Genomic DNA, 18,166 nt, shown 5'->3' with positions numbered 1-18,166 from the left:
TGTCATCCCCCTATAAAATCAATACCATGGCGTAAATGATTCTCAGTGGAACCCGCTTCTTGACCAGCTCGCAACCCTGTGTGCGCTTTTGTGGCGTCGACAAATTCTATGGCGACTTTCAGGCTCTTCATCACATCGATCTCACCATTGAACGGGGAGAGAAGTGGGTTATCTGTGGCCCGTCAGGCTCGGGTAAATCGACGCTGATCCGCACCATCAACGGGCTGGAGGGGATCGATGGCGGCCAGCTATTCCTGTTTGGCGAACCGGTGACCCCCGCCTACCTGCGCCGCCTGCAAGGTCGGGTCGGCATGGTGTTTCAGCAGTTCAACCTCTTCCCCCATATGACGGTGCTGGAGAACCTGATGGTGGCGCCGGTGCATACCCTGGGGTTGCGACCCCAAGAGGCCAAGGCCCGAGCGCTCGGGTTGCTCGAGCGGGTGCGCATTCAGGCGCAGGCCGACAAGTACCCCCACCAGCTCTCCGGCGGCCAGCAACAACGGGTCGCCATTGCCCGATCCCTCTGCATGCAACCTGAGCTGATGCTGTTTGACGAGCCCACCTCCGCCCTCGATCCCGAGATGATCCGTGAAGTACTCGATGTGATCCGCGAGCTGGCTGACGAGGGGATGACCCTTATCTGCGTCACCCACGAGATGGGTTTTGCCCGTCAGGTAGCAGATCGAGTGCTCTTTATGGACGAAGGCAAGATCATCGAATCGGCCCCGCCCGCCCAGCTGTTCAGCTCACCCCAACACCCGCGCACCCAAGCCTTCCTCGAACAGGTGCTCAGCTATCATGGCTAGGCTCAAACACCCCCGCCTGCTTGGCTGGCTGTCAGGCACTGTGGTGCTCTCTGCGCTGCTCGGCTGGGCACTCTATAGCGGCGCTCGCCAGATGGGCTATGAGTGGCAGTGGCCACGAGTATTGCCCTTTCTCGGCGAGTGGGATGAGGGAGCCTTTTATGCCGGCCCCCTGCTAAACGGCCTGTTAGTCACCCTGCAGGTGGCACTGCTCAGCCTGTTGGGTACTCTGGCGGTCGGGGTGTGCGTGGTCAGCCTGCGGCTGCTGCCCTCCCGGCTCGGCCCCTGGCTCGCCATCGCCTATCTGGCGCTGGTGCGCACCACGCCCCAGCTGGTGCAGCTCTACATTCTCTATTTTTTGCTGGGCCCCATGCTGGGATTGGCCCCCCTTGCCTGCGCCGTGTTGAGCCTATCCCTCTATCAGGGAGCCTTCACCGCCGAAGTATTGCGCGCAGGAGTACAAGCCATTCCCAAAGGGCAGTGGGAGGCGGCCCAGTCCCTTGGCTTGTCGCGGGCCATCACCCTGCGCAAGGTGATCCTGCCCCAGCTGGTGCGCATCACCTTGCCACCGCTCACCAATGAGCTGGTGTCGCTTATCAAGCATTCGGCGCTAGTGAGTGTGATCGCCATCTTCGATCTGACCAACGAAGGGCGTACTCTGGTTGCCGATACATTTCTGACCTTTGAGGTGTGGTTTACCGTGGCCGCCCTCTATTTGCTGTTAACCCTGACGCTGTCCGCCTGTTCACGGGCGCTGGCACGTCACCTGAATCCGGACCAACAAGGACGCTAACCATGAATTTATCATTAAAGACCGCCCTGTCGGGCGCAGCCCTGCTGTTTACTGCCGCCCTGGTAACCCCTGTCCAGGCAGAAGAAACATCGGCGACCCTGTCACAGATCGAGCAGAGCGGTACCCTGCGGGTCGGCATGTCCACCTTCGCCCCCTGGGCGATGCGGGACAAACAAGGCGCCCTGATTGGTTTCGAGATTGACGTGGCCCGTCGCCTCGCCACCGACAACGGCTGGCAGGTAGAGTTCGTGCCTACCGCCTGGGATGGCATCATCCCCTCCCTGCTGGCGAAAAAGTATGACGTCATCATCGGCGGCCTCACCATCACCCCCGAGCGGGAGAAGAGCGTGCGCTTCACTCAGGCCTACTCCCACTCCGGGGTGCAGCTGGCCGCCTCCAGTACACAAGCCAAGGCGAAGAAAACCATCGCGGACTTCAACCAGCGCGGGGTGATCCTGGCGGTACGTCGTGGCGCCTCACCGGTACAGGTAGCAAAAGAGCACTTCCCCAAGGCCACCCTGCGCCAGTTTGATGACGAGTCACAGGTATTTCAGGAGGTGTTGAACGGCCGCGCCCACGGCGCCCTCTCCTCCTCACCCAAACCGGAGCAAGAAGCACTGCGCCACCCGGATGCCCTCTTTATGCCGTTTGCCGAGCCGTTGGCACAAGGCGATGAAGGTTTTGCCCTGCGCAAAGGGGATGATGCGTTAGCGGAAGAGTTCAACGAGTGGATCGCCGCCCGTCAGGCCGATGGTTGGCTCAAGGCGCGCCATGACTACTGGTTCAAGTCACTGGCGTGGGAAGCGCAGGTCGCCAATCCCTGATGCTGGTTGCCTTCAAACACACCATCCGGCGCATAGTCCGGAAGCCATTTCACAACATTAACTGGCTGGATGGGGTGATCGCGCTGAGCCTGCTGCTGGCTGGCCTCTGGCTGGCCAGCCGCTTGCACATCGGGGTGGCCTATCAGTGGCGCTGGCATCAGGCCTTCGATCTGCTGTTCACCCCTGGCCCTCACGGCGAGTTGCCCTACTTTTTTAGCGGTCTGTTCACCACCTTGCGCATCGCCCTGCTCGGCATGGTGCTGGCGCTATTGCTCGGCACTGCGTTGGGGGTGGCCGCCTTCAGCCGCAGCCCCTGGCTGGTGATGCCCGCGACCCTGTTTATCCAGCTGATCCGCAATCTGCCGCCGCTGGTCTTTATCTTCATCTTCTACTTTTTTATCGCCAGCCAGCTGCTGCCCACGAGCGGCCTCTCCCGCTGGCTTGGCACCGTTTCGCTCTCCCCATGGCAAGAGGCGCTGTTTGGCCCACCAGCCCGCTGGGAAAACCTCATCTCAGGCACCCTCTGTGTCGGGATGATCAGCGCCGCCTTCGTCGCCGAGATCGTCCGCGCCGGGCTGGCCGCCATCCCCCGTGGCCAGTGGGAAGCGGCGCAGAGCCTCGGGCTCTCCCCTTGGGTGCGGCTGCGCCATGTGATCCTGCCGCAGGCCATGCTGCTGATGCTGCCCCCCCTCACCGGCCAGCTCATCGCGCTGGTGAAGGATACCGCCATCGTTTCGCTTATCTCGGTACAGGAGCTCACCTTCGTTGGCACCGAGATGGCCAACTCCAGCGGACTGGTCTACGAGATCTGGCTGCTGGTGGCGGCGGCCTATTTATTAATATGTTTGAGTCTGTTCGTGCTGCTGAGCCGACTCGAATCAAGACAAGGAGCCCACTGATGCTGACGTCCCTGTTGCTGGCGACCGTATTGCAAGCGGAAGCCATCGGCGGTTATGCCGCCGGTTGCCTGAAAAACGGCGTATCCCTGCCTCTGGAAGGGCCCGGTTATCAGGTGATCCGCACCAAGCGGCTGCGCTACTACGGCCACCCCGACCTTATCCACTATCTGCAGACGCTGGCCAACCAGACCCGCATGGCCGGGCTGCCGGATCTCTATATCGCCGATCTGGCGATGGCCCATGGCGGCCCCTTTACTTCCGGCCATCGCAGCCACCAGACCGGTCTCGATGCCGATATCTGGTTTCGCATGGCCAACCGCCCCATTAGCAAGTGGGAGCAGGATGCTCCCAAGGAGTGGGCGCTGATCGACGAACCCAGCTACAAGATGTTGCCGGGGCGCTTTGGCCCGCAGCAGCTCACCCTGCTACGGCTGGCCGCCAGCAAACCCGATGTGGCCCGCATTTTTGTCAATCCGGTGATCAAGGCCGAAGTCTGCAAGCAAGCGGGCGATGAGCCCTGGGTCGCCAAGCTGCGCCCCTGGGTCGGCCACTTCAGCCACTTCCATGTGCGACTACGCTGCCCGGTGGGCAGCGCCGATTGCGAGCCCCAGGCCCCCATTCCTCCCGGCAACGGCTGCGGCGAGGAGCTCACCTCCTGGCTCAAAGACAAACCCCAACTGCCCAAGGTTTCCGGCATCAACAAGCGGCCTGAACTACCTGCGCGTTGTGGCAACTGACCCCAAGCTGGTATGGTGGTGCGCTATTTGGTCGCGCACGGCCGACCCAGTGGTAGTGCTCTATCCGCTCGACATTTCAAAGGAGAACAACAAGATGGCCACATCACTCTGGCGCAAAACCACGCAGAGCCTGTTGACCCTGACCCTGCTGCTCGGCTTGACTGGCTGCGGCATGAACAACATTCCGACCCTGGATGAGCAGGTCAAGGCGAGCTGGGGACAGGTGGAGAACCAGTATCAGCGCCGCGCCGATCTCATCCCCAATCTGGTGGCCACCGTCAAGGGCTACGCCAGCCATGAGCAGGATACCCTCAAGGCGGTCACCGATGCCCGCGCCCGGGTTGGCAGCGTGCAAGTGAGCGATCCTGCCCAACTCAAGGAGTTTGAAGCGGCGCAGAACCAGCTCTCCAGCGCCCTCTCCCGCCTGATGGTGGTGGTAGAGCGCTACCCAGACCTCAAGGCGGACCAACAGTTCCTGACCCTGCAGGCCCAGCTGGAAGGGACCGAAAACCGCATCTCGGTGGCCCGCCGCGACTATATCGAGGCGGTGCGTCAGTTCAATACCGAGATCCGCACCTTCCCCGGCGTCATCTGGTCCAAGTTGCTCTACTCGGATCTGGCAGCCAAACCCAGTTTCAGTGCCAAGCCCGGCGCCGATGAGGCACCCAAGGTCAGCTTCCAATGAAGATGATGCTGCGTGCACTGCTCCCTTTTTTGCTGCTCTGGACGGCAGCGCTGCAGGCCGCGCCGAACTTTCCGGCCTTGAGCGGACGGGTGGTGGACGAGGCAGCGCTGATGTCCCGCAAACAGGCCCATCAACTGACCCAACAGCTGGCCGCCTTTGAAAAGCGCAGCGGCATCCAGCTGGTGGTGGTCTCCGTCGACAGCCTCGATGGGGAGACCATCGAGGAGTACGGCTACCAGCTCGGTCGCCACTGGGGGATCGGCCAGAAAGGCAAAAACAATGGCGTGCTGTTGCTGATCGCCCAGGATGAACGCAAGGTGCGGATCGAGGTGGGATACGGGCTGGAGGGCGCCCTGCCCGACGCTATCGCCGCCAACATCATCCATGGTCGCATCCTGCCTGCCTTCAAGCGCGGCGATATGGTGGCCGGCATAATGGCGGGCAGCCAGAGCATCATGAAGGCACTGGCAGGAGAGTATCAGCCGGTCGAACAACCAAAAGATGACAAGTCCGGCGGATTCTGGCTGTTTGTTCTGATGGTGATTGCGATGATCGTGCTCCATAACCTGCGCGGGGGCGGTGGTGGGTCCGGCAGACGCCGTCGGGCAGCCTACACGGCCGGCGGCTTTGGTGCAGGTTCCTCAGGAGGTAGTTTTGGTGGTGGCGGATTCAGCGGTGGTGGTGGCAGTTTTGGTGGCGGTGGTGCCTCCGGTGGCTGGTAACAGGAGTAAAGAGAAAAATCATGATTTCTAAACAGTTCTTCCACACGCTTCAGGCCAAGGTTCGCGAGGCGGAGCTAGAGACTGATGCCGAGCTGGTCACCGTGCTGGCCCCAGCCAGCGATGGCTATCGCTACATTCCGACCCTCTGGGCAGCCTTGCTGGCCATGCTTACCCCGCTGCTGGTGTTCCAGCTCGGTTTCTGGCTCGGCTGGTACGAGATCCTGCTGGTGCAGTGGTCAGTCTGGCTGCTGCTCAGCCTGCTGTTCCACTGGACGCCCATCAAGATGCGGCTGATCCCGAAGAAGGTCAGCCAGCACCGGGCAGCCCTGATGGCTCGGCTGCAATTTGTCGAGCAGGGGCTGCACCGCACCCGTGATCGGCTCGGGGTGCTGATCTTCGTCTCGGCCGCCGAGCACTATGTAGAAATACTGGTGGATGACGGCATCGCCCAGCATATCGACAATGGCCAGTGGCAGGAGATCATCGACGACTTCGTGGCGCGAGTGCGCAACAAGGAGATCGAACAGGGTTTTCTGGAGTGCGTGGCGCGCGTCAGCGCCATTTTGACCGATGCCTTCCCGGCCACCCGGGATCAAAATGAGCTGCCGGACAGTCTGATCATCCTCGATAAGCCCTGATCCGGTTTAAAAAACCGGCATTCTGCGCAAGGGTTAGGCATTCGGAAAAGATTATGAAAAATAAGGGGAAAAGAGGTTGACCCACACAGCCCTTTCCCCTAAATTACGCCCCGTTCCAGCGCAACAGCGCAGCGAACAACGTGTTGGCTGAACACGTTAAACCACAGACCAAAATTTGGTGAGGTGTCCGAGTGGCTGAAGGAGCACGCCTGGAAAGTGTGTATACGGCAACGTATCGAGGGTTCGAATCCCTCCCTCACCGCCAAATGATAAGCCCAAGCAATTGAATTGCTTGGGCTTTTTCTTTATGTGCGTTTTTCGTTATGCCATCCACTATGCCATTTGATGTCGGCTGGTACGGAACTGTCTTGTACTCCGTTGGACTGTCCAGAGGCTGTCGTCATGAGACCTCGGCCCAAAAGTACGTGCAGCAAAGCTGTATTGCTGCCACAAACGAGCTTGTCTTTTTGGCGTATCTTGTCGCAATTCCCCTCCATTGCTTCAGATGAAGGAAGGCGTTTTCGACCAAGTGCCTTGCCTTGCAAAGCTCCCTGTCATGCTTTCGTAGCTCCTTGCGATTACGTTTCGAAGGAATTAGTGACTCTTTCCCCCGGCTTTGGCTAACGCGATCAACGCATTGGCATCATATCCTCTATCTGCCAATAAATAGGCAGCATCCAGGTCGTCAATCAAGGTCGCGGCTTGCGTACAATCCGCTGTCGTTCCTGCTGTAATCATGCATTTTATCGACCTGCCATGTCCGTTGATTTCCAAATGGATTGCTCTGTTTGGTCCCCCTTGGTGACCTCCATATCCTAGTTGCGACCTTGAGCACCACTGGCATGGGGATGGACCTTGAGGGGATGGACCTTGATATGGCTGGCGTCAATCATAGGCCGTTCTTGAAGGTGGGCCCAAATACCCTTGTCGCGCCAGCGACAAAAGCGACGAAGGGTGGGTGTTGACATGAGACGATGATTTTTACATTAACGGAGCAGGTATTGTACCGAAATTCATCAGTTCAAGACGTCAGCCCCTAGTCGACGCTTACCAGATGTATGCAGATGGTAAGTTTTGTAGAGATTGTATACGAATAAAAATTTTCTTTACTTACGAATCCATTTATAATGCGAGACCATTAAATGAACGTTATCGCGATAAAACATCTAACTGATTTTATAATGCTTTTCACTTTTTGATGGGTTGTAGAAGCATATTCCTGAGACTTGCTAGAGAAAGAAACAAAGTGCAGAAAAACGATGATAAGGATGGTTGGCCGGATTTCTACCCTTCCGATCTGGCACTTCCTCCAAAGGATGCTTCGGATGCAAATGCAGAGGAAATGGTGTATAGACTAGTCAAGTCGATTCCTCCGACTGAGAAATGCTTTCTATGTACTCATCAGGAGCAACCAAATAGGCATAAACACTGTCACACAGTGGAGGAAAAGCAGGCTGTTTATGGTACCAGTGTGTGGAATAGCAAAGATTTATTAGTTGAGGTTATGGCTTCATTGCCCGAGGCTTTAAAGGAGCGAAAACTCGCATGTGGCACGATAAGTGCGGGTGTGGGGAAGATACGTAAAACGCTAGTTACGGGGCATTTCACGCTGTGGCTCAAAAAGAACAGTCGTGTTCACCTGAATTTTAGCGAGGTGAAATAAATGGATATATTTGCCAGTTTCCCAGCATTAGGTCAGCTTAGAATAGTTAACGTCTATCTTGATTTTGAGGGACCTAAGATTTTCTATGCCGAAAATGAAAGTGGTTCAACCTTCTTCGTTTACTGGGTAGGCGATGATGCTGATTATGAAAATTGGTACATCATCCCATGTTCTAAAGCTCGGATAATTGCTTATGAAAAAGCAAAGGTCGGTCTGCGTGATATGCTTGAACGTCAAGAGCAAGACTATTTTTGCGCACTGGCACTCCCTTTTTCAACAGAGCTTTCGTTAAATTTTGAATTTAAGCATAAAAACAAAATAGCGGAAATCACTCTACCAGCACTAGGGATTTTTGTTAAACGAGTTGTGGCCTATTCACCTACTTTATTGAATGACAATCTTGTGCCTACACATGAAATTATTGTCTCAAAATATAATAAGAAGGCGAAGAAAAATGTTTCACTTGAACACATGAGTCAAGTGTGTGATCGCTTCAGTGAGTTGGTATTCGGCTTCAATCGCTCAATAGGTGTGAAAGGAAATATGCAGGCGCTGAATGCGCGTTATGGTTCTTTCGCTATTTCGTTACATGCAGAAGAGCTCTCAAAATTTGAAGAATTTTTAGGTCAAGTATCATCACTCATGATCCACAAGAAGGATATCATCCATCTATTGGAATCAAATGATATCGATATCAAGGTTTTTCTTAATTTTTTGAAAGCAATTGAGTTATCAAGTGTTGACTTTGAGCTTCGGTCATCAGCGTTACCAGAACAGATTATTAAGCTCTATAAGCTTGATGCTGAATTATATTTGTCGAAGCTTAAGTCACGAGCTATGACCTATATTTCCTCCATAAAGGTCCCACAGGGAAATAATGTTGAAACAGTATTTCAGTATGTTGAGCTAAAATGGAGAAATGAGCCAATCACAGCGGAAAGTTTGAATGTAGATAAACGCTTGGTTGATTATTATCGCCATGCTGCACTTATTCTTGGATTCCTAGAATACAATGGAGAATTAACCCCTCAGGGTGAGCGATTGGCGCTCTCTGATGAGAGTACAAGATATCGAATTACAGCGAATGCCTTTGAGGGTAGCGAGTGTGCTTGGGCATGGATGAATTATTGTGACATTACAAGTCTGGCTGACATTGATGCCAGTACTGCGATGGAGTTCTTAAGCCAATGCTGTCCATCTCTTTCTGGAGACACGATTTCACGGCGAGCCAATACCCTCAAGTCTTGGTGTACGCAATTAAAACCCTATTACACCAATATGGGTTCAGGCATACAGTAAACTAGAGTAATGGGTAAAGAGAACGATGCCCTCTTTACCCATTGTCGACATGTTTTGATAATCTTTGTAGTTTTAGTACAAATACATCCCAGTTATAAGAACAAATTGCCCCAAGAGAAAGATATCCAATCCTAACACTGGATAATTCGGAATTTACACTAGCTCCACCGTTCAGAACCATTAATCCGCTATAGAGCAGGCAGAATATAAGTAAACCGATTACAATTGAAAGTACTGGAGCCATGAGATAACCCCATACATGATCTATATCTAACGTTTTAGTTACTGCCGAATACTTATGCAGCGAAGTTATGCTGAGGGTTGAACCACCAAGCAAAGCACCGGCAATCGTAAATGTAGCCAATCTTATTTCATCACTAATCACCAACTCGCCAGCGGGCTGAAGTAATAAGGTTAGAAAGGTATAATCTCCAGTCCAAGTAAGGAAAAGATACTTAACTGTGATTAAGGCGCAGGTTATTATCCAGATAAAAAGAAAGAAAGAAAGAAAGAAAGAAAGAAAGAAAGAGAGGGTAAATCGCCATCTATCTACGCAGCTTTTATTGTGTACTTTATCCATACCAGAACCCTTTAGTTTTACTTCGATTTAACTCGCGATGGCGAAATTAGAGATTCTACAAAGCAGGAGAGACTTTTAGGTTATTTTATTCGTTTTTTTTGCTCATCATTAGTACATTTTCTTGGGAGTCTTCCTGTAATAGCCCTGTGCTTGCTTAACTCTGATTTCAGCTCGGACAATCATATCTCTTTGATGTTAGCTAGTCCTGTACTTACTTGTCTGATGGAGTAGAGCTTGTGTCTCAAGACCATTGATGACCAAGTGTGGATGGCGCCGTTTCAGCTTGTCATTATCGCATTCAAATTGGTGGGAGGTAAATGAATCTCGCTTGTCATGAGTGGCGTATCAAGGCGTGTAGTTCCAGCCGGTTATCATCTTGGAATATCAATGGGGTCCAAATCTCCCCTCTGCTTGCAGCAGGTTGTATGGCACTTTGGTGCCAAGTTCCCTAGCTTGATTCTTATTTACTCAATTCCAAAATGGCATGTCGGCACCTTGTTCTCTAATGAAATATGGCACTCATGATACCGGAAAAGTTGGAGCCAGTCAGGTTCAGGACGTGATGATGCCGCCCAGGTTAAGGTCATAAAAAACAAAGGGAAGGCCGCGTATTGGCCTTCCCCACGACCTACACACTTTTCACGGACGAGTAGGTGTAAAAATGTTACCACAAGCGGATGTGTGGTCACGCCTTGCGGTCAGGATTGGCGTCCATGCTCGTCGCAGGGTAAATCGCGATATAGACATAGCCATGGCTGCCCAAGGTATCTGCTTCGCAGGTAAACCCACAATGCTGGATGGTGATTCGTTGCTGGCATCGGGCACCCAGCTCGCCAGTCAGCAGTTTGCTTTCCAATTCTATGATGATGGTAGGGAATGCTGCTTCCAGCCTGTCGATAGCCACCTCCTCCCATTCGCCAATCAATGAGGCCCGGTCTGACAACAAGTGTAGGCGATGATGCTCCTGAATGAGACGAGCGCCAAAGCGCGGTGTAACGGTGTGGGGCAAGCCCCACTGCGCAAAAATCCGCGTTGGCTGGTCTGGAACGGCAGGTTGTTGGCCATTTGTGTGGGTGGTTGTCGTGGTCATGATTAGCGATACCTCAGTTGAATGTTGATGCGGGTGCCAGGCACGTTGTGGCGCTGGCGCAGCTTGGTCAGGTGTTCTGGGAGTTCGGTCAGGTTTGCCAGTCGCCCCCGGTAGAGCCGAGAGAGATTGACGTAGTTAGGATGGCTCACGGTGATAGTTACCTGATGCCCCGGCTGCCAGCGGCTAAACAGGCGGGCTTTCGCCTCTTTGATGGTGGTTATGCCGGGGGCCGGTAACGTCTGCCGGTTTCGCAGATGCAGTTTGTTAAGCTCGGGGGCATAGCGATGCACCTCGAGCCCTGTGATAAGACGGGTCATGTTTTGTGACTCAAATGATGCTAATGGCCAGCCTGTTAGGGCTGGCCCTTTATGCTGTTTGTGGATAAGCGTGGCAGGGTTGTTGTGGCTGTTGACCGCTACCAGGTCACGGTGGCTAGTCGTTGTAAAACAGGATGTAGTTCACGCCAGCCTGCTGGACGGCAGTGAGCAAGGGTTGCAGTGCTGGCGGGATGACATCGAGCTCCATGGCCAGGTTCAGGGTGAACTCATATGCGGAGTCATCCTTCACACCGACATGTTCATGGGAGGCCATACGCTTGACCCATTGCCATTCTGGCACCAGGTCTGTGTCATCGTAATCGCCGATGATGGCGCTCATGGCGACATCCAGCATCTGCATCACTGAGTGGCCTGCCAGTGGATTAGGTGTTGTAGGTAGGGTGTTGGTCATGGCATCGCTCCTTGTTGTCTGGGCTGTCGTGCCCTCTAAGTCTTGGCGAGAAGGGGGGCACGGGCAGTGCGTTACAGCTGATTGATAACCGGCTTGCAATTGAGTCGGTCCAGCAGATGCAGCGAACCGTATTGGGCTACCAGTCGGTCTATGGCCATCCGGGCGCAGGCCGTTCTGCTGGGCTTATTCTCAGGGACTGCGTAACGCGCGGTGAGCCAGCCGCCGAGCAGTGCAATGCGGTAGCCGCTCGGGATGTGGGTGAGCGACGTTCCTATCCCCCTCCCGTGAATGAGGAAGGGCACAGCCTGCCCGCCGATGTCGATATCGATGCGTTGGCCCTTTTGCTCAAAGGTGGTGAGCTCGCCAGTTTGCGGATGTTTGCCGGGCACCTTGATGGTGATGTTCTTAGCCATTTCACACCTCCGGCTTGGCTTCAAAATGTCGGGTCACAACGCCCGCTTCTGGGTCGATGCTGATAAACGCCGGTGCTTGTGGGTGGTACTGGTAGAGCCGCGCCAATTCAGCGCGAAACGCCTCAACGTTTGGCGCAATCACATGGCTGGTATCCCCTTCGGCGTAGGTAAAGGTCTCCAGCTTCTCTGTGTGAATCCATATGCCGAAATACCAGGCGTCTTCCTCGGTATCGTATTGTTGCCAGCCCTGGGCCAGCAGCGTCCGGTCGTAGTAGTAACGGTCAGCCTGATGGCTGCCACGGTCGATGCGGCAACCCGTCACGGTGAGCTCAAGCGGGATACTCCCTACCTTCAGAGCCTTCTTGACCCGGCGCAATGTGTGCCGTGCCTTGGCCTTCTCTTTGCGCGGGTCGTAGGGGTTCAGCTTGCTGCCCACGTAGTTGAGGATCCCCTCGGCATTGGCGGCTGCATTGTGCGTCAGCGTGTGCAGCAGGGCGGTGACTTCACGGCGGGCCAGTGTGCCCACGTGATAGAACTTGTTCATGATACTTCTCCTTGAAACAAACACCCCGCTAGCTAGCGGGGTGGTAGATGTCGAGGTAGAGGTAGCCGTAGCTGCGTCTCGGACTGGCTTCACACACCCAGCCCTTGTGTTCAAGGCGAAACACCTCGTCCATGTCGGTGCATATCTGGTATGCCTTGGCCATCTTGGTTAACTCACGCAGGAAGTGCGGCAGCACCGTGTCGCACTCGGCCCGCCACGCCTCGTCTGGCTCGCCGTACATACCGGCACGGTCGCCCAGGAAATCAACATAACCACGTTGCAGAATGGCTCGAGCCCCCAGCTTGGGCAGGTTCGGGGTGCCCAGTCCCCATGTCATGTGCTCGAAGATGCTCATGTGTGGCTGCTCCAGTTTGGGTTGTCGTTGGTGCCGTGGTTGAAGTAGGCCCCCACAATGGTGCGTCGCCACTCCCCAGCGGGATAGCCGAGGTCGTTGCACTCACGCTCCCACCACGCAAAGTTAATCTCGCGGGGCAGGTTGTCCACCATGTCCAGTGGACTCACGAACAACGTGGTCTTGTGCATCGTTGGCACGGGCTTGATCTTGTCGGGGCCAGCGCGCTTGCCGATCTCGTCATAGTCGTGTGCCCACTTCGGGAAGGTGAGCTGATAGGTAATGAGCCGATGCAAATCGCCATGTGCGCTCATTGCCTGAGCTACTGCGACCTGAGTGAAGCTATCGTTGAATTCGATCATGGGTGTTTCTCCCTTTCTGCAGGTGAACGGTAAGCCGCTGCCAGCAGCGCAAACTGTTCGACTAGGTAACTGATGCTGATTCCCAGTTCATCACTGACCCCATCCCCTAGACGGTGATGCAGGTGTGCCATGTCATCGGCGATACGCTGGGCTATATGGGCAGTTGAGCTCGGTGGTGAGCTTGTCACCGTCAGGATGATGGAAAGGTTCATCACATCTCTCCCCAAGGGGCTTGCTCCCACAGTGACAGCCGGGTCAGCACGTCTTGCGCGAGAGCCTGTTGCAACTGCTGTAGTACCTTCACAAGCCGAGGTGCCTGCTCATGGCTCCCGCTCCATTCACTCGATTGGTACAGGGCGCAGCAGGTGAATTTGTAGAGGGCTACCAGTGCGGCATCGTTGAGTGGTGCCTGGTGGTAACGGTGGGCAGGTTTAAGCGGTCCCAGTTTGGTTGAGCCACGCTGGCGTGGTTCCTTCTGGTCTTGCTGGCGTCCTAACTGATAGCGATGCCAGACCGCCCGTCTGTTGGCGAGCATCATCAACCGTACCAACCGGTCTACCCGCCATGTCCAGGTACTGGTCGTGTCTGCTGGCGGGAACCACCAGAGGGTGCGCAGCAACTCAAGGGTGTAGTGCGGTGGCATCGGGGCATTGCAAAAACGGTGCAACTGTACGGCAAAGGCCAGGTAATCCTGGCGGTCGATCATGAAGGCAGACATGGGGGACTCCTTGAAATGCGAAAGGCCACCTTTGGTGAGGTGGCCCTGTGGGTTGTGTCGGAATATCCGGATCATGGTGCTGGCTCTAATGATCCGGGTGAACGATCGGCCTGTATGTTATTGCTGCGCCTGTTCTGCGTCTGGGTTAGCAACATCAAACAAGATGGCGTAGAGCGCACAATCAATGCCGTTGACGGCATCGTGATGCGGGTAATAGGGCTGTGTGTCTCTGGAGCGCTCGAAGTAGTCGCCAAAGCAGCTGAGGCACTCGCGGATCTCAACGGTAGAACCGTGCAGCAAGGTCTCTTCAAGCTGCTTGGCATATACCCTGTCATCACGAGCCTTGGTGACTGCTTGCTCCAACAACGCCAGCGCCCCTTCGTTGCTGGCGGCTGCCAGGCCATCGCGCAGCTTGCCCAGGGTTTCTTTCAGGGAATAGGGGTTAGGTAATCGCACGGTGTTTGTCCCTTCTTGGCACGGCTAATGGCGTAGCTGATGCAGCAGTGCATCAATGGCCTCTATGCAGTCGGCTTGGGTGAGCAGGTAGCCGTTGGGCAGGTGGGCCACGATAGCGGGCGCTGCCTGCATCTGGACGTAGTCAGCAAGCCAGCAGCGCAATTCGAGGAGGATATCGAGGGCGGTGAGGTGTGACTTACCTGGTGTTAGAGTCATAGTTGGCCTCTCTCGGCCAGCGAGACGACGCCCTCAGCACCGACCACCAGATGGTCAAGCAATCGCACATCGATCAGCGCCAACGCCTCTTTGAGGGCCTGGGTAAAGACCCGGTCTGATTGGCTGGGCTCCGGGTCACCGCTGGGGTGATTGTGCACCGCGATAATCGAAGCACTGCAAAGCAGCAAGGCCCGTTTGACCACTTCCCGTGGGTAGATGCTGGCGCTATCGAGGGTACCGCGAAACAGCTCCTCAAAAGCCAGTACGCGATGTTGGGAGTCGAGAAACAGTGCGCCAAACACTTCATGCTCCCGGTCTTGTAGCAGGGTTTGCAGCCGCTCAGCTGCCTCTGTGGTACTGGTGATGGCAGTGCCTTTGGCCAGGCGTTTGCGGGCAATCTGGTTGGCGATGCGCAGCAGGTCTTGCTCGGTCACCGGTTCGGTGACGACATAGGTGCCGGGGCATTCCCCGGCTTTCAGTTTGTGGTAACGCATGGTGGTCTCCTGAATAAAGAAAGACCCCGGCAGCGCGAGGCATACCGGGGCTAAATGCAGAGGTGTTGTTGGCTCACGTTGAGGGAAGTTCAGTTGGCCATCGTGATGGGGCTTGCCGTGGCAGCGGGGTCACGCTTCACCGGCATCAGCAATCCGGGAACCAACACAGTGAGTGGGATAGTCAGAGCCACACTCAGCCGTTCCGCCAGCTCATAGGCTTGGCCGATAGTGTCGTAGTCAGCTACCCAGGTGGCCAGCGCAAGTCCGCTGGCTTCGACGGCCCGCAGGTAGACGCTGTAGCCCTGAACCGTCAGGCCGCTGTCACGTACCACCTGTGTCTCTCCCTCTCGATTGATGGCTTCAAGTTCAACGGCTATAGGATGTTTGGGCATCATGCCTCCTCAGTCACCACTGACGGTGACGGTAAAAAAGCCCAGCTGGGCGTAGGCAAGAAAACTGTTCTGCCACATGTTGAATAACTCTTGGGCATCCGCCATGGGGAGCGGTCCCCAGCCTTGTAGGTAGTGCTCGTTATCCAGGAAGTGGAAGTCGAGTTCTTTGCAGAGCTCGGTATCTTGTCCCAAGCCTTGGTAGCTAAAATCAGTGACGTAGTCGAATAGCCAACCATCAAGACCATGTATCAGCTGGATTTCGACCGGATGGACCCCACCACTTTGAGGTTGATAGTCAGGGTTGCGAAAGCTGAAGGTAAGCCGGGTGAGTTGTTCAAGGTCGAAGTTATATTTCACGGCTTCCTGATTGAGTAGTACCAGCAGTGGCTCTGTCACAAGCAGGCTAACGCCATCCCGGTGAAAAGGAATTGTCATGATCTCTCCTCGTACAGATTCAGTCTTTGAGCCAATCCCAGAGTTTGCTGACGCCATAGGCTGCAACGGCGCCTACTGCAAGAGGAGCTAACAGCGGGGCTGAAGCAATGCCGGTGAGCGACACCACCGTCGCAGCGGTACCACTACCGCCAGCAGCCGTGGCTAGCGTACTGGCAGCAAGTCCTGCGGTTGCACTGGTGGCTGCTTTACCCAACGTGTGTCGAGCTACTTCGGCAGCCACCACCGTAGCAACTGCGGTCTGCAGCAGCTTGGGGGGATGTGCAACCCCTTCGATGCACCAAGTGACAAATCGCTCGCCACTGGCGAACTGTTGACCTTGCTCACCTTCATTTAGTCGGGCGTAAGCCCGTGTCAGGCTTTCCTCTCGACTGAACAGGCGTTGGACATGGGGCTGGACCTCAATGGTGCAGTGCTGACTGAATTCAGCCAGCGAGGTCAGCGCCAGTTGGCCTGAGTGCTCACCAGTAGGGGTTGGTAGGTAGTGAATGACCTGATCATGGCCAACAAAGATGCCGTGATGGTGTCCTTCAGGCTGCGGTGTTACCAAGTGATCGCCGATAATGAAATGTCGTGTCATGGGGTGATGATCCTCATCAAGGGTTGGAAATGAAAAAGGGCGTCACCGTAATGGTGACGCCCTTTGGCTTTGTTTTTCCTGAGCGGTTAATTGCCGCCCACGGTGATCTTCAGTGGTTGATGAAACTTGGGTGTGAAGGTGGAGATGGGGAGACGGGTAACTTGGTTATGTGCAAAGACTTCGGTCGCCTGAATAATGGCGATAGATTTGGCTTGCTCAACCTGTCCGCAATCAACCTCCGTAAAACCGCCACCATAACGAGTAGCGGAGCTCCCGCCGAAGGGTTCAACCTCCAGCGTTGATTCGACCAGCGCTTTGCCCTTTTTGTCATTAAATTGCAGCGTGATATACAAATGACCAAACTCGTCTGCACCACCACTATCTAAAGAGAAGTTGTATGCACAGATGCCTTGGTTGGCATATACGGTGTCGGTGTGTTGGATAGCAAGATAACGTTGTTCTTGCGCACTGCAGGCGATGGCCGAGAATATCAGAGTCGAGGCCAATACATACCGATTTACGTCTTTCATAAAAACCCTCGTAGCAATTACTCATCTCTTAAATCACTTGGTTATTTACGCCCTAGATATCTGAATATTTCTTTGCCATTGTAAAAACCAACCAAGTCATCCTCATTCTTATATTTTTTGTTTGGTTGAAATTTGACGACGGTTCCTGGGCTACACATATCTTTCATTGAAATATTGAATTTTTCATCAGGTGTAATAGTGTAGCCAATGGCAATTTTGTGTGGGGAGCCCGCAGTGGCGATCCAGCCCCACATGCCCGCTTCACACTCACCGAATGGCTGACTGCGAACAATGACCATTGAAAGATTGCTGATTTCAGTTGCGATACATTTTCTATTTAACTTCAAATGAGCATTGCACCAAAAAGGTTTCCCTGTTTTGTCCTGTACTAGTGCTGGCAGAAAGCCTGTGAACGGCTCTGCCGCCTGTATTGATTGACTTCCAGACATAAGCGTTAGTAGTAAGCAGAATGTCAGCTTTTTCATTTTTTATCTCACCGAATTACGATTATTAAATAGAGGTGCATGGCTATCGTTAGGAACGGTAAACCACACTATTTTTCAGTTGCTCTGAGATCTGAGAATGCGTTGCACACTGGAGATACTGATCCCCGTGCGTTTGGCAATTTCAGTTCTGGGTAATCCTTTGGCGACCAGTGCTAGGACTTCATTGCCTTTTGCCATGGCTGTAGGCTTTCGGCCTTTATAAACACCTCGTCGCTTGGCTAACTCAATACCCTCAGCTTGTCGTTCCAACATTAGCTCTCGCTCAAACGTCGCTATAGCGCCTATCATGGTGAGCATTAACTTGCCGGTAGGCGTTGAGGTATCGATCCCCAGGTTCAATATCCGCAATGCAACTTGCTTGTGTTGTAGAAATTCTGATATCTCCAATAGGTGACGAGTATTACGAGCCAGACGATCCAGCTTGGTAACCATCATCACATCTCCCTCCTTCACATAATCCAACAGGAGAGTAAGTTGCGGTCTATCATCACTGGCTCCGCTAACCTTCTCCTGGAAAACTTTATTGCATTCGGCCAGCGCTCGAAGCTGGACTTCCAGGCTCTGACCTCCCGTACTAACACGTGCGTAACCTACCAGTGCCATGGTCTCCTCCCGGTCAATAGGGCAAGGTACACTGACCCCCATGGTCAAAAGTCTCGAAGAGACCTTAATGACCAGAAAATGGAGG

The 18,166-nt window shown here is 54.4% G+C and carries 29 protein-coding genes, 1 tRNA gene and 1 pseudogene; 11 read left to right on the top strand and 20 right to left on the bottom strand.

Annotation, left to right across the window (positions count from 1 at the left end):
- Positions 1-35 precede the first annotated feature (35 nt).
- The 9 genes from BN1135_RS04380 to BN1135_RS04340 all read left to right on the top strand — a co-directional run bounded on the left by BN1135_RS04380 (position 36) and on the right by BN1135_RS04340 (position 6,366).
- Positions 36-806: an amino acid ABC transporter ATP-binding protein gene (locus BN1135_RS04380; RefSeq protein ID WP_042019106.1), complete on the top strand. Its 771-nt coding sequence runs from the start codon at positions 36-38 to the stop codon at positions 804-806.
- A complete protein-coding gene (locus BN1135_RS04375; protein ID WP_042019105.1) occupies positions 799-1,596 on the top strand; it encodes an amino acid ABC transporter permease in 798 nt (265 codons plus the stop codon). Before BN1135_RS04380 ends, BN1135_RS04375 begins: the two co-directional genes overlap by 8 nt.
- A 2-nt stretch (positions 1,597-1,598) precedes the next feature.
- Entirely contained in the window at positions 1,599-2,420 is an 822-nt protein-coding gene (locus tag BN1135_RS04370) for a transporter substrate-binding domain-containing protein (RefSeq protein WP_042019104.1), read from the top strand.
- A complete protein-coding gene (locus BN1135_RS04365) occupies positions 2,420-3,319 on the top strand; it encodes an amino acid ABC transporter permease (protein WP_042019102.1) in 900 nt (299 codons plus the stop codon). The genes BN1135_RS04370 and BN1135_RS04365 overlap by 1 nt, the downstream gene beginning before the upstream one ends.
- Positions 3,319-4,056: a penicillin-insensitive murein endopeptidase gene (gene mepA / locus BN1135_RS04360; protein ID WP_042019100.1), complete on the top strand. Its 738-nt coding sequence runs from the start codon at positions 3,319-3,321 to the stop codon at positions 4,054-4,056. Before BN1135_RS04365 ends, mepA begins: the two co-directional genes overlap by 1 nt.
- A gap of 94 nt (positions 4,057-4,150) precedes the next feature.
- On the top strand, positions 4,151-4,741 hold the full coding sequence (locus tag BN1135_RS04355) for a LemA family protein (protein WP_042019098.1): 591 nt from the start codon (positions 4,151-4,153) through the stop codon (positions 4,739-4,741).
- Positions 4,738-5,463 carry a TPM domain-containing protein gene (locus tag BN1135_RS04350; RefSeq protein ID WP_042019096.1) on the top strand — a complete coding sequence of 242 codons (726 nt, stop codon included), beginning with the start codon at positions 4,738-4,740 and terminating at the stop codon, positions 5,461-5,463. The genes BN1135_RS04355 and BN1135_RS04350 overlap by 4 nt, the downstream gene beginning before the upstream one ends.
- 20 nt (positions 5,464-5,483) lie before the next feature.
- Entirely contained in the window at positions 5,484-6,101 is a 618-nt protein-coding gene (locus tag BN1135_RS04345; protein ID WP_042019095.1) for a TPM domain-containing protein, read from the top strand.
- 177 nt (positions 6,102-6,278) lie between these two features.
- A tRNA-Ser gene (locus tag BN1135_RS04340) sits at positions 6,279-6,366 on the top strand.
- 329 nt (positions 6,367-6,695) lie between these two features.
- Here BN1135_RS04340 and BN1135_RS22650 read toward each other — a convergent pair.
- A pseudogene (locus BN1135_RS22650) lies at positions 6,696-6,917 on the bottom strand (transposase); the annotation flags it as partial.
- Between the two features lie 430 nt (positions 6,918-7,347).
- Here BN1135_RS22650 and BN1135_RS04335 point away from each other — a divergent pair.
- Positions 7,348-7,764: a hypothetical protein gene (locus BN1135_RS04335; RefSeq protein ID WP_042019094.1), complete on the top strand. Its 417-nt coding sequence runs from the start codon at positions 7,348-7,350 to the stop codon at positions 7,762-7,764.
- Entirely contained in the window at positions 7,765-9,063 is a 1,299-nt protein-coding gene (locus BN1135_RS04330; RefSeq protein ID WP_042019093.1) for a DUF6575 domain-containing protein, read from the top strand.
- A 34-nt stretch (positions 9,064-9,097) separates the two neighbouring features.
- Here BN1135_RS04330 and BN1135_RS21365 read toward each other — a convergent pair whose 3' ends face one another.
- From BN1135_RS21365 to BN1135_RS04245, 19 genes are all read right to left on the bottom strand, one after another.
- The gene (locus BN1135_RS21365) at positions 9,098-9,643 is read right to left on the bottom strand and encodes a hypothetical protein (protein WP_175479097.1); all 546 of its coding nucleotides are present in this window, start codon (positions 9,641-9,643) and stop codon (positions 9,098-9,100) included.
- A gap of 685 nt (positions 9,644-10,328) precedes the next feature.
- Entirely contained in the window at positions 10,329-10,733 is a 405-nt protein-coding gene (locus BN1135_RS04325) for a type IV toxin-antitoxin system YeeU family antitoxin (RefSeq protein ID WP_082186722.1), read from the bottom strand.
- 2 nt (positions 10,734-10,735) lie between these two features.
- Positions 10,736-11,050: a hypothetical protein gene (locus BN1135_RS04320; RefSeq protein ID WP_042019091.1), complete on the bottom strand. Its 315-nt coding sequence runs from the start codon at positions 11,048-11,050 to the stop codon at positions 10,736-10,738.
- 115 nt (positions 11,051-11,165) lie between these two features.
- Positions 11,166-11,462, bottom strand: a complete 297-nt coding sequence (locus tag BN1135_RS04315; protein WP_042019090.1) for a hypothetical protein — start codon at positions 11,460-11,462, stop codon at positions 11,166-11,168.
- Between the two features lie 71 nt (positions 11,463-11,533).
- Complete coding sequence (locus BN1135_RS04310; protein WP_042019088.1) at positions 11,534-11,875, bottom strand: hypothetical protein; 342 nt, start codon at positions 11,873-11,875, stop codon at positions 11,534-11,536.
- Between the two features lies 1 nt (position 11,876).
- Positions 11,877-12,419, bottom strand: a complete 543-nt coding sequence (locus BN1135_RS04305) for a hypothetical protein (RefSeq protein WP_042019087.1) — start codon at positions 12,417-12,419, stop codon at positions 11,877-11,879.
- A gap of 28 nt (positions 12,420-12,447) precedes the next feature.
- The gene (locus BN1135_RS04300) at positions 12,448-12,774 is read right to left on the bottom strand and encodes a type IV toxin-antitoxin system YeeU family antitoxin (protein WP_042019086.1); all 327 of its coding nucleotides are present in this window, start codon (positions 12,772-12,774) and stop codon (positions 12,448-12,450) included.
- Positions 12,771-13,133, bottom strand: a complete 363-nt coding sequence (locus tag BN1135_RS04295) for a hypothetical protein (RefSeq protein ID WP_042019085.1) — start codon at positions 13,131-13,133, stop codon at positions 12,771-12,773. The genes BN1135_RS04300 and BN1135_RS04295 overlap by 4 nt, the downstream gene beginning before the upstream one ends.
- Entirely contained in the window at positions 13,130-13,345 is a 216-nt protein-coding gene (locus tag BN1135_RS04290; RefSeq protein ID WP_042019084.1) for a hypothetical protein, read from the bottom strand. Before BN1135_RS04290 ends, BN1135_RS04295 begins: the two co-directional genes overlap by 4 nt.
- A complete protein-coding gene (locus tag BN1135_RS04285; protein WP_042019083.1) occupies positions 13,345-13,851 on the bottom strand; it encodes a hypothetical protein in 507 nt (168 codons plus the stop codon). Before BN1135_RS04285 ends, BN1135_RS04290 begins: the two co-directional genes overlap by 1 nt.
- A 117-nt stretch (positions 13,852-13,968) precedes the next feature.
- Entirely contained in the window at positions 13,969-14,307 is a 339-nt protein-coding gene (locus tag BN1135_RS04280; RefSeq protein ID WP_223290094.1) for a hypothetical protein, read from the bottom strand.
- 24 nt (positions 14,308-14,331) lie between these two features.
- Positions 14,332-14,523, bottom strand: coding sequence for a hypothetical protein (locus BN1135_RS21360; RefSeq protein ID WP_082186721.1), 192 nt, complete (start codon positions 14,521-14,523; stop codon positions 14,332-14,334).
- Positions 14,520-15,017: a RadC family protein gene (radC, locus tag BN1135_RS04275; protein ID WP_042019082.1), complete on the bottom strand. Its 498-nt coding sequence runs from the start codon at positions 15,015-15,017 to the stop codon at positions 14,520-14,522. The genes BN1135_RS21360 and radC overlap by 4 nt, the downstream gene beginning before the upstream one ends.
- A gap of 89 nt (positions 15,018-15,106) precedes the next feature.
- Entirely contained in the window at positions 15,107-15,409 is a 303-nt protein-coding gene (locus BN1135_RS04270; protein WP_042019081.1) for a hypothetical protein, read from the bottom strand.
- Between the two features lie 9 nt (positions 15,410-15,418).
- Positions 15,419-15,844, bottom strand: coding sequence for a DUF2787 family protein (locus BN1135_RS04265; protein ID WP_042019080.1), 426 nt, complete (start codon positions 15,842-15,844; stop codon positions 15,419-15,421).
- A 19-nt stretch (positions 15,845-15,863) separates the two neighbouring features.
- A complete protein-coding gene (locus BN1135_RS04260; protein ID WP_042019079.1) occupies positions 15,864-16,442 on the bottom strand; it encodes a lecithin retinol acyltransferase family protein in 579 nt (192 codons plus the stop codon).
- Between the two features lie 86 nt (positions 16,443-16,528).
- Positions 16,529-16,972 (bottom strand): IrmA family protein, encoded by a 444-nt coding sequence (locus tag BN1135_RS04255; protein ID WP_052443813.1) that lies wholly within the window; start codon positions 16,970-16,972, stop codon positions 16,529-16,531.
- Positions 16,973-17,013: 41 nt separating this feature from the next.
- Positions 17,014-17,457 (bottom strand): hypothetical protein, encoded by a 444-nt coding sequence (locus BN1135_RS21355; protein WP_042019078.1) that lies wholly within the window; start codon positions 17,455-17,457, stop codon positions 17,014-17,016.
- A gap of 75 nt (positions 17,458-17,532) precedes the next feature.
- Positions 17,533-18,081, bottom strand: coding sequence for a recombinase family protein (locus tag BN1135_RS04245; RefSeq protein ID WP_042019077.1), 549 nt, complete (start codon positions 18,079-18,081; stop codon positions 17,533-17,535).
- Positions 18,082-18,166 lie beyond the last annotated feature (85 nt).

The organism is Aeromonas sobria (assembly GCF_000820145.1).
Lineage (GTDB): Bacteria > Pseudomonadota > Gammaproteobacteria > Enterobacterales > Aeromonadaceae > Aeromonas > Aeromonas sobria.
Note: the sequence above shows the minus strand (reverse complement) of the source record. Positions and strands in the feature narration are given on the sequence as shown.

Coding starts and splice junctions, on each gene's coding strand:
- BN1135_RS04380 (WP_042019106.1), top strand. CDS start 36: ATGATTCTCAGTGGAACCCGCTTCTTGACCAGCTCGCAACCCTGTGTG.
- BN1135_RS04375 (WP_042019105.1), top strand. CDS start 799: ATGGCTAGGCTCAAACACCCCCGCCTGCTTGGCTGGCTGTCAGGCACT.
- BN1135_RS04370 (WP_042019104.1), top strand. CDS start 1,599: ATGAATTTATCATTAAAGACCGCCCTGTCGGGCGCAGCCCTGCTGTTT.
- BN1135_RS04365 (WP_042019102.1), top strand. CDS start 2,420: ATGCTGGTTGCCTTCAAACACACCATCCGGCGCATAGTCCGGAAGCCA.
- mepA (WP_042019100.1), top strand. CDS start 3,319: ATGCTGACGTCCCTGTTGCTGGCGACCGTATTGCAAGCGGAAGCCATC.
- BN1135_RS04355 (WP_042019098.1), top strand. CDS start 4,151: ATGGCCACATCACTCTGGCGCAAAACCACGCAGAGCCTGTTGACCCTG.
- BN1135_RS04350 (WP_042019096.1), top strand. CDS start 4,738: ATGAAGATGATGCTGCGTGCACTGCTCCCTTTTTTGCTGCTCTGGACG.
- BN1135_RS04345 (WP_042019095.1), top strand. CDS start 5,484: ATGATTTCTAAACAGTTCTTCCACACGCTTCAGGCCAAGGTTCGCGAG.
- BN1135_RS04330 (WP_042019093.1), top strand. CDS start 7,765: ATGGATATATTTGCCAGTTTCCCAGCATTAGGTCAGCTTAGAATAGTT.
- BN1135_RS21365 (WP_175479097.1), bottom strand. CDS start 9,643: ATGGATAAAGTACACAATAAAAGCTGCGTAGATAGATGGCGATTTACC.
- BN1135_RS04325 (WP_082186722.1), bottom strand. CDS start 10,733: ATGACCACGACAACCACCCACACAAATGGCCAACAACCTGCCGTTCCA.
- BN1135_RS04320 (WP_042019091.1), bottom strand. CDS start 11,050: ATGACCCGTCTTATCACAGGGCTCGAGGTGCATCGCTATGCCCCCGAG.
- BN1135_RS04315 (WP_042019090.1), bottom strand. CDS start 11,462: ATGACCAACACCCTACCTACAACACCTAATCCACTGGCAGGCCACTCA.
- BN1135_RS04310 (WP_042019088.1), bottom strand. CDS start 11,875: ATGGCTAAGAACATCACCATCAAGGTGCCCGGCAAACATCCGCAAACT.
- BN1135_RS04305 (WP_042019087.1), bottom strand. CDS start 12,419: ATGAACAAGTTCTATCACGTGGGCACACTGGCCCGCCGTGAAGTCACC.
- BN1135_RS04300 (WP_042019086.1), bottom strand. CDS start 12,774: ATGAGCATCTTCGAGCACATGACATGGGGACTGGGCACCCCGAACCTG.
- BN1135_RS04295 (WP_042019085.1), bottom strand. CDS start 13,133: ATGATCGAATTCAACGATAGCTTCACTCAGGTCGCAGTAGCTCAGGCA.
- BN1135_RS04290 (WP_042019084.1), bottom strand. CDS start 13,345: ATGAACCTTTCCATCATCCTGACGGTGACAAGCTCACCACCGAGCTCA.
- BN1135_RS04285 (WP_042019083.1), bottom strand. CDS start 13,851: ATGTCTGCCTTCATGATCGACCGCCAGGATTACCTGGCCTTTGCCGTA.
- BN1135_RS21360 (WP_082186721.1), bottom strand. CDS start 14,523: ATGACTCTAACACCAGGTAAGTCACACCTCACCGCCCTCGATATCCTC.
- radC (WP_042019082.1), bottom strand. CDS start 15,017: ATGCGTTACCACAAACTGAAAGCCGGGGAATGCCCCGGCACCTATGTC.
- BN1135_RS04270 (WP_042019081.1), bottom strand. CDS start 15,409: ATGCCCAAACATCCTATAGCCGTTGAACTTGAAGCCATCAATCGAGAG.
- BN1135_RS04265 (WP_042019080.1), bottom strand. CDS start 15,844: ATGACAATTCCTTTTCACCGGGATGGCGTTAGCCTGCTTGTGACAGAG.
- BN1135_RS04260 (WP_042019079.1), bottom strand. CDS start 16,442: ATGACACGACATTTCATTATCGGCGATCACTTGGTAACACCGCAGCCT.
- BN1135_RS04255 (WP_052443813.1), bottom strand. CDS start 16,972: ATGAAAGACGTAAATCGGTATGTATTGGCCTCGACTCTGATATTCTCG.
- BN1135_RS21355 (WP_042019078.1), bottom strand. CDS start 17,457: ATGAAAAAGCTGACATTCTGCTTACTACTAACGCTTATGTCTGGAAGT.
- BN1135_RS04245 (WP_042019077.1), bottom strand. CDS start 18,081: ATGGCACTGGTAGGTTACGCACGTGTTAGTACGGGAGGTCAGAGCCTG.